The sequence below is a fragment of the Lutibacter sp. genome (assembly GCF_040883305.1).
Taxonomy (GTDB): Bacteria; Bacteroidota; Bacteroidia; order Flavobacteriales; family Flavobacteriaceae; genus Lutibacter.
The window spans coordinates 1-8,410 of the sequence record NZ_JBFLKT010000290.1; the positions used below are offsets into that span (position 1 = coordinate 1).

Genomic DNA, 8,410 nt, shown 5'->3' on the forward strand with positions numbered 1-8,410 from the left:
AAACAATTATTGAATTTACATTTAGATTTTAATTTAAAAAATTCAGGAAAATAATCTGTAATTTGATGCGGTTCAAAATCTACCACTCCAAAACCTTTAATTCCTGGTGTATCTATTATAAAACCACCAAAGCTTAAATGAAACATTTCGGCAAAAGTGGTGGTATGCATTCCTTGCCTATGTTGTTTAGAAACTTCTTTTGTTTTTAAATTAAGTGTTGGTTCAATTGCATTAATTAAGGTAGATTTTCCAACTCCCGAATGTCCGGAAAACATAGTGGTTTTATCTTTCATTAATGCTTTTACCTCATCAATACCAATATTTTTTATTGCTGAAATGGCAATACATTTATAACCAATATCAGTATAAATAGCATCTAGCATTGCCAGTTTTTCTAACTCTTCGTCGTTATAAATATCTAATTTATTAAACAATAATACAGTTGTAATATTATAAGCTTCTGCTGTAGCTAAGAACCGATCTATAAAACCAGTAAATGTTGGTGGATTGTCTATAGTAATTAATAAAAAAGCAAGATCTATATTTGCTGCAATTATATGTGTTTGCTTCGAAAGATTCACAGATTTACGAATAATATAGTTCTTTCTTTCAAGAATTTTATTTATAACTCCTGTTTCTTTTCCTTGTTCAAATTCAAATATAACGTGATCACCAACTGCAACCGGATTGGTACTTTTTATACCTTTTATTCTAAATTTTCCTTTTAACCTGCAATCAATAGTATCACCATTTTCATCAAATACTGTATACCAACTTCCTGTCGATTTTGTTACAACTCCTTTCATCTGTTTCTACTTATTGTTTCTTACAATCTTATAAATTTAAAATGGATATTTAATAACTACAAATATAATATAGTTTAAAAGCAATCGACTAAATACAAGGTTTAAATTTAATTGCTCTTAAATTTTACTAAAAAAGTGGAATTTATTTTATACATTTAAATTACTTCTATTAAAAAGAAATCTTATTAAAAAGAACTTACAATGGGCAAAAAAAAGCTGAATAGAAAAAAATTAAATCCTCAAATTCCAGTTTTTACAGGTATTAAATATACCGATGATTTTAAGATGCAACTTTTTAGTTACACCCAAAATGAATTAAATGAAAACAATAATTTTCACGAAAAAGATTATAATGGTTTTATAGATGAAACAAAAAATTATTGGTTAAATACACACGCAATACACGACGCTGATCAAATTAAAAGTATTTGTAAAAAAACGGGGATTCACGATTTAGTAATTCAAGATATTTTAGATGTAAACCAACGTCCAAAATTTCAACAATACGAAGATTACATTTTTTTCTCCATAAAATCTTTATTACCTGCAGATACCATAGAAATTGAAGCAGAACAATTGAGTTTTATTTTAGGTAAAAACTTTTTAATATCATTTCAAGAAAGAAAAGCGGATCATTTTGAACATGTGAGACACAGATTAAGAGAAAATATTGGAATTTCACGCGAAAGAACTACAGATTATTTACTTTTTCTTTTATTGGAATCTATTTTAGATAATTATTTTAAAACCATTGATATTATTGAAGAAAAGGTTGAAAATTTTGCGCTGATTGATATTAATGAAGATCCTTCACCTGAATTATTAAATACTATTGAAGTATATAAAAGACAAATTCATATTATTAAAAAAACGATTATTCCAATACGCGATTTTGCTACAAAAATTGAGCGTGAACAGTTTAATCTAATTCAACAAAAACACATTAAATATTTTTATGAAATAAAAGATATTTGTCTAACACTTTTAGACAATTGCGATAAAATTGAAGCAAGACTTGAAAGTAATATTAATTTATTCTTTTCAATACAAGGGCACAGAATGAACCAGGTTATGAAAACTCTAACTGTTGTGTCCACAATTTTTATTCCACTTACTTTTTTAGCAGGAATTTACGGTATGAACTTCAGTAACATTCCAGAACTAACTTGGAAATGGGGATATTTTGGTTTTTGGTTAATTATATTAATAATTTTTATCTTAATGTTGTTCTATTTCAGAAGAAAAAAATGGTTTTAGAATTACGGTTTTTCACATAATTTATTTTTAATAATATTAATTAAAAAATCAAAAAAAAAGTATAATTTTACTTAGTAAATACTTTAAAAATAGTAACAGAATTTTACCTGTATTATTCTTATTTAAAACAATTTACCGCTAAAAAAAATGAAAGATATAGAAAATATTGAATTAACTTATTTAACTTTAAATGACTATCAAGAGCTTAAGGCTGCAATGATAGATTCCTATACAACTATGCCAAATTCTTTTTGGAGAGAACACCAAATAGCATCTCTAATTGAATGTTTTCCAGAAGGGCAAGTTGTCATAAAAATTAACGATCAAATTGCTGGTTGTGCATTGTCTATTATGGTAGATTATAATAGTTTTGATGACCATCACTCGTATCAAGAAATTACAGGAAATTATACGTTCAGCACACATACAGAAGACGGAGATGTACTTTACGGAATTGATGTTTTTATAAAGCCAGAATATAGAGGATTGCGTCTTGGACGAAGACTATACGATTATAGAAAAGAATTGTGTGAGCGTTTAAATTTAAGAGGTGTTGCTTTTGGTGGAAGAATTCCAAATTATCATAAATATTCAGATAAATTATCACCTAAAGAATATATTGCAAAAGTTAGAAGAAAAGAAATTCACGATCCTGTATTAAATTTTCAGGTTTCTAACGATTTTCACCCAACAAAAGTATTGAAAAATTATTTAGAAGGTGATGAAGCCTCAAACGATTATGCTGTGCTATTAGAATGGGACAATATTTATTATGAAAAAAAATCTAAGAAAGCTTCCGTTATAAAAAAAGTAATTCGTTTAGGGTTAATTCAATGGCAAATGCGCCCTTATAAAGATTTAGAAGAGTTAATGACGCAAGTAGAATTCTTTGTAGATGCAGTTTCGGGTTATAGATCGGACTTTGCACTATTTCCAGAATTTTTTAATGCACCATTAATGGCCCAAAACAATCACTTAACAGAAGCTGAAGCCATAAGAGAACTCGCAAAACATACCGAAGAAATAGTAAAACAATTTTCTCAATTATCCATTTCGTACAATATAAATATAATTTCAGGTAGTATGCCCGAAATGCAAAATGGAAAATTATACAATGTAGGTTATTTATGCAGAAGAGATGGTACCGTTGAAAGGTATGAAAAATTGCATGTAACACCAGATGAAGTTCGTGTTTGGGGACTTCAAAAAGGACATGAATTAAAAAGTTTTGATACCGATTGTGGAAAAATTGGAATCTTAATTTGTTACGATTCAGAATTTCCAGAATTAAGTAGAATTTTGGCAGACGAAGGAATGGATATTTTATTTGTCCCTTTTTTAACTGATACTCAAAACGGTTATTCCAGAGTTAGAAACTGCTCTCAAGCCAGAGCTATAGAGAATGAATGTTATGTTGCGATAGCCGGTAGTGTTGGAAACTTACCAAAAGTTCAAAATATGGACATTCAATATGCACAATCTATGGTGTTTACACCTTGTGATTTTGCGTTTCCTGCAAATGGAATAAAAGCAGAAGCCACTCCAAATTCTGAAATGATATTAATTGCCGATGTTGATATAGATTTACTTAGACAATTGCATCAATTTGGCAGTGTTAGAAATTTAAAGGACAGGCGTAAAGATTTATACGAATTAAAAAAACTATAATTAACAGTTCTTATGTAAAATACCCCAGAAATTAATTGGTAAAACATAAATTATGGATGAGTTAAACAACATAATTCAAGATTTTAAAAGTTGGGAATCGAGTGAGTTAATACTAAAATTTTCTCAATTTATACTTTGGCTAATAATCATCCTATTAATTTCTTGGGCCATAAGGAATAGTATTAATAAAAAGGTTTCTGACAATACAAATCGCTATCGCATTAAAAAATTGATACGAATTGGAAGTTATATTTTAATTATTTTTTTAATACTTATAACCTTTACTGGAAGCTTTCAGTACCTTACAGTTTCTATTGGTTTAATTAGTGCTGCAATAGCTTTTGCTTTACAAGAAGTAGTTTTAAGTATTGCAGGTTGGTTTGCCATATTTGGTTCAAATATGTATAAACCTGGAGATCGAATTAAAATAAATGATATTAAAGGAGATGTAATTGATATTGGAATTACAAAAACTACCTTAATGGAAATTGGAGATTGGGTTTCTAGTGATAATTATAATGGTCGCATTGTAAAAATTAGCAATTCTTTTGTTTTTAAAGGTGCTGTTCACAATTATTCAACAGATTTTCCTTTTGTTTGGGATGAAATTAACCTTCCTATTAAATACGGCTCCGATATTACACTAGCCAATAAAATTATACAAACAATAGCGGATACGCAACTTTCAGAATATGCCAATTTTGCAAAAGAAGATTGGAAATTAATGGTTAAGAAATATTTAATAGAAGATGCTATTATTGCATCAACGTTAACACTAAAACTAACCGATAATTGGGTTGAGTTTAATCTTAGATATGTAGTTAATTATAAAAAAAGGAGAGCTACAAAAAATGCGATTTTTGCAGAAATTTTAAATGAAATTACCAAATCAAACGGAAAAGTTGAATTAGCATCAGCTACTTTTGAAGTAGTAGGAATTCCTGTTGTAAATGTCGATATCACCAATAAATAATAATTTTAAAAAACCTAAATTGGAATGATTTTTGAGCTATAAAAAATACTTAAAATATCTAATTATGGCATACACATGCTAAAGATTATCAAGCAATTAAACAATAAATAATATACAGCATGTGACCTAAAAAAAATAAAAAGTCATGAAAAAAATAATCTATTTTTTAGCAGCTGTTTTTTTTATTGTTGGATGTAGTTCAACAACAAAGACTACAAAAACGGAACCACAACTTCCAGAAGGTGCAGTTAGAATTGCAAATGATGAACTGGAGTACGAAATAATTATTATAGATCCTGGTTTTGAAACCTACTTATTAACAATAGCAAAACCTGCAAATTTTTATTCGCAATCTTACTACGAAATAAAAAATAAATTTTATGTAACAGAGTGGAACAGCAGGGCCAGAAGTCCTTTAACTTATAACCCAAACATTTATGCAAACGTAATTGATTACGATTTTAATATAGATTATGGCTTAGACGTAAATTATAAATTATACAACTATTTTAAATTTGTTGAGTATAAATACAAGCAACAATTTTAAGTTATTTTTGACTCTTTTAACGAAGATCTTAGTACCAAATACCCCAATGTACCAGCAATTAGAGAACCTATAATAATTCCCATTTTTGCAGCTGCAATTAGGCTTTCTTCTTCATAAGCCAAGTTTGCAATAAATAAGGACATTGTAAAACCAAGACCTCCTAACATACCTGCGCCCAGTAATTGCTTAAAATTAACGTTCTCAGGCAAATCTGCAAACTTTAACTTTACAGCAGCATAACTCAATAAAAAAATACCAATAGTATTACCAAGCACCAAGGCTGTGGCAATATTAAAAACTAAATGAGTTGCCCCCTCTAAGCCTTTAAAACTAATTATAACACCCGCATTTGCCAAAGCAAAAATTGGCATAATTAAATAAGAAACCCAACCGTGTAAATTATGTTCTAAATTTTGAAGAGGAGAATGTACTTTTTCCGAACAACTTTCAATGGCATCAATGGCATGTATTTGATCGTTGGTTAATAATTGACTAGAAGTAGCTTCATTTTCCTTAAAAATTGATAATTGTTTTTTTACAGAACTTAAATATTCTGCAACATTAACTTTTCTATGAATTGGAATTGTAAAAGCCATTAAAATTCCTGCAATTGTAGGATGCACACCCGATTTTAAGAACAATAACCAAACTATAAATCCTATTATAAAAAATAAATATTGAGAATACACTTTCTTATAACTTAAAAAGGAAACCCCAGCAAACAGTAGCATTGCATAACCGATTAAATCCCATTGAATATTTGAACTATAAAAAATAGCAATAACTAAAACTGCACCAATATCATCTACAATTGCAAATGCCGTTAAAAATATTTTTATTCCTAAAGGAACTCTTTTTCCTAATAATTTTAAAATTCCCAGCGTAAAAGCAATGTCTGTTGCCATTGGAACTCCCCAACCTTCCATACCAACTTTACCATTATTCAACAGGAAGAAAACTAATACCGGAAATGCCATTCCGCCAATGGCTGCAAAAATTGGAAGCGATGCTTTTCGTAAAGTTGTTAATTCTCCTGCTAAAATTTCACGCTTAACTTCTAAGCCTATTACAAAAAAGAAAATTGCCATTAAACCATCATTAATCCACAAAATTAACGACTTTGATAATTGAAAATCTGTATTTATAAATCCAATTGTAAATTTTTTATACCAAATCTCTTCATACAAATATCCAAAAGATGAGTTCGCCCAAATAATGGCAAAAATTGAAACTAAAAAAAGTATAATACTAGAAGCAGTTTCTAATTTAATAAAACTCTTTAATGGGTCACTTATAAATTTCATATAACTATTTTTATTTTTTGGAAATATACAATTTTTTTAAAAAATACACTCCTAAATTCTAGAGTAGAATTCTAAAAACATCTTTTGAACTTGTTAAAAAGTCGCTATATAATTGAATTAATTTGAATATTTGTTATACTTTAAATTTTAAATCCTAAAACTGACTAAAAGTTGAGAAAATCATTAAACCGAACCTGCTTCAATAGAAAGCAGGTCCAGAATGACTGGTTTCAATATTTTTTAAAAACCATTTTTATTTACTTATTCTCATTTTATAGAACGATCTATATACAAAATACAATGCTACTAATAAGAATACAATTCCAAAGTAAGGTGCTACACCTCTAAATGAAGGCGAAATTGCAATTTCCATTGCGAGCAAGCCAAATAAGGTTGTAAACTTAATAATTGGATTTAAAGCTACGGAAGATGTATCTTTAAAAGGGTCTCCAACAGTATCTCCTACTACAGATGCATCATGCAATGCAGTTCCTTTTTCTTTCATATCAACTTCTACAATTTTTTTTGCATTATCCCAAGCCCCTCCTGCATTTGCCATAAATATTGCTTGATACAATCCAAAGAATGCGATAGAAATAAGGTAACTTATAAATAATGAAACTGGTGCCGCTGCAACTAATTTATCCGCATCACTCATACTTTCAGAAAAATCAACAGGTGCAGATAGAAATGCAAATGCAAGTGCAAAAGAGAAAATGGCTATAAAAATATTCAGCATTCCTTTTTGTGCATATTGCGTACAAATTTTCACTACCTCTCTCGATTTCTCAAGATCCGCTTTTTTAGGCGCATTTGGGTCTAAATTAATATTATCTTTTATAAAGGCCACTGCTCTACTTGCTCCTGTAGTAACCGCCTGAATACTTGCTCCAGAAAACCAATAAATAACAGCTCCACCAAGTAAAAATCCAAAAATAGTATATGGATTTAACAGGTTTAGAATTGCTTCGGGCTTAATACCTAAAGAATGTTCAATAACCAAAATTAAGGCAAAAATCATAGTGGTCGCACCTACAACTGCTGTTCCAATAAGTACTGGTTTTGCAGTTGCTTTAAATGTGTTTCCTGCACCATCATTTGCTTCTAAATAATATTTCGATTTTTCAAAGTCTGGTGTAAATCCAAAATCTTTTTCTATTTCGACAGTTATTTCTTCTATATTGTCTTCAATTAAAGACAATTCATAAATAGATTGTGCATTATCAGTAACTGGTCCGTAACTATCAACCGCAATTGTAACAGGTCCCATACCTAACATTCCAAAAGCTACCAAACCAAAGGCAAAAATAGAAGGATATATCATAATATCTCCTAAACCATAAGTTGACGCATAATAGGCAATAAACATTAAGAAAAAGAAAACCATTCCTTGCCAAAAAGCACTAAAATTACCAGCTACCAACCCAGAAAGTATATTTAGTGAAGCTCCACCTTCTTTAGAAGCTTCTACAACCTCTTTTACATGAATTGATTTTGGACTTGTAAATAATTTTGTAAATTCAGGTATTAATGCAGCTCCTAAAGTACCAGCACTAATAATTATTGACAGCGTTATCCATAAATTATTTTCAAGATCTCCTATTAAATAATAGCTCGCAATAAATGTAACTGCAATTGACAATAATGATGTTATCCACACCAATAAAGTTAGTGGTTTTTCAAAATCCAGTTCGTCAACATTACTATATTTTGCTTTTGTTATTGCTCCATTAATCCAAAAAGAAACAATGGAAGTGATAATCATTAGAATTCGCATTACAAAAATCCAAACTAACAATTGCGTTTGCAAAGAAGTATCTGTAATTGCTAATAAAATAAAGGAAATTAAAGCAAC

At 29.2% G+C, this 8,410-nt stretch carries 7 protein-coding genes; 4 read left to right on the forward strand and 3 right to left on the reverse strand.

Annotated features, from left to right (window positions below):
* Positions 1-806: ribosome small subunit-dependent GTPase A (gene rsgA / locus AB1Z17_RS09255; protein ID WP_368051521.1), on the reverse strand; the 806-nt coding region annotated here is incomplete at its 3' end.
* A gap of 201 nt (positions 807-1,007) precedes the next feature.
* On the opposite strand from rsgA, the gene corA reads away from it, so the two are divergent.
* The 4 genes from corA to AB1Z17_RS09275 all read left to right on the forward strand — a co-directional run bounded on the left by corA (position 1,008) and on the right by AB1Z17_RS09275 (position 5,251).
* Positions 1,008-2,063: a magnesium/cobalt transporter CorA gene (corA, locus tag AB1Z17_RS09260; protein WP_368051522.1), complete on the forward strand. Its 1,056-nt coding sequence runs from the start codon at positions 1,008-1,010 to the stop codon at positions 2,061-2,063.
* Positions 2,064-2,210: 147 nt separating this feature from the next.
* Positions 2,211-3,731, forward strand: a complete 1,521-nt coding sequence (locus tag AB1Z17_RS09265) for a GNAT family N-acetyltransferase (protein ID WP_368051523.1) — start codon at positions 2,211-2,213, stop codon at positions 3,729-3,731.
* A 52-nt stretch (positions 3,732-3,783) separates the two neighbouring features.
* Complete coding sequence (locus AB1Z17_RS09270) at positions 3,784-4,704, forward strand: mechanosensitive ion channel family protein (protein WP_368051524.1); 921 nt, start codon at positions 3,784-3,786, stop codon at positions 4,702-4,704.
* 145 nt (positions 4,705-4,849) lie between these two features.
* Positions 4,850-5,251: a DUF6146 family protein gene (locus AB1Z17_RS09275; RefSeq protein WP_368051525.1), complete on the forward strand. Its 402-nt coding sequence runs from the start codon at positions 4,850-4,852 to the stop codon at positions 5,249-5,251.
* Here the strand turns inward: AB1Z17_RS09275 and nhaA are convergent.
* Together nhaA and AB1Z17_RS09285 are read right to left on the reverse strand one after the other, a co-directional pair.
* A complete protein-coding gene (nhaA, locus tag AB1Z17_RS09280; protein ID WP_368051526.1) occupies positions 5,248-6,555 on the reverse strand; it encodes a Na+/H+ antiporter NhaA in 1,308 nt (435 codons plus the stop codon). The genes AB1Z17_RS09275 and nhaA overlap by 4 nt on opposite strands.
* A 253-nt stretch (positions 6,556-6,808) precedes the next feature.
* Positions 6,809-8,410, reverse strand: a 1,602-nt coding sequence (locus tag AB1Z17_RS09285; RefSeq protein ID WP_368051527.1) for a sodium-translocating pyrophosphatase, incomplete at its 5' end; no start/stop codon positions are given.

Bases quoted from the DNA above. Each gene is read 5' to 3' on its own strand.
- corA (WP_368051522.1), top strand. From the start codon at position 1,008: ATGGGCAAAAAAAAGCTGAATAGAAAAAAATTAAATCCTCAAATTCCA.
- nhaA (WP_368051526.1), bottom strand. From the start codon at position 6,555: ATGAAATTTATAAGTGACCCATTAAAGAGTTTTATTAAATTAGAAACT.
- AB1Z17_RS09265 (WP_368051523.1), top strand. From the start codon at position 2,211: ATGAAAGATATAGAAAATATTGAATTAACTTATTTAACTTTAAATGAC.
- AB1Z17_RS09275 (WP_368051525.1), top strand. From the start codon at position 4,850: ATGAAAAAAATAATCTATTTTTTAGCAGCTGTTTTTTTTATTGTTGGA.
- AB1Z17_RS09270 (WP_368051524.1), top strand. From the start codon at position 3,784: ATGGATGAGTTAAACAACATAATTCAAGATTTTAAAAGTTGGGAATCG.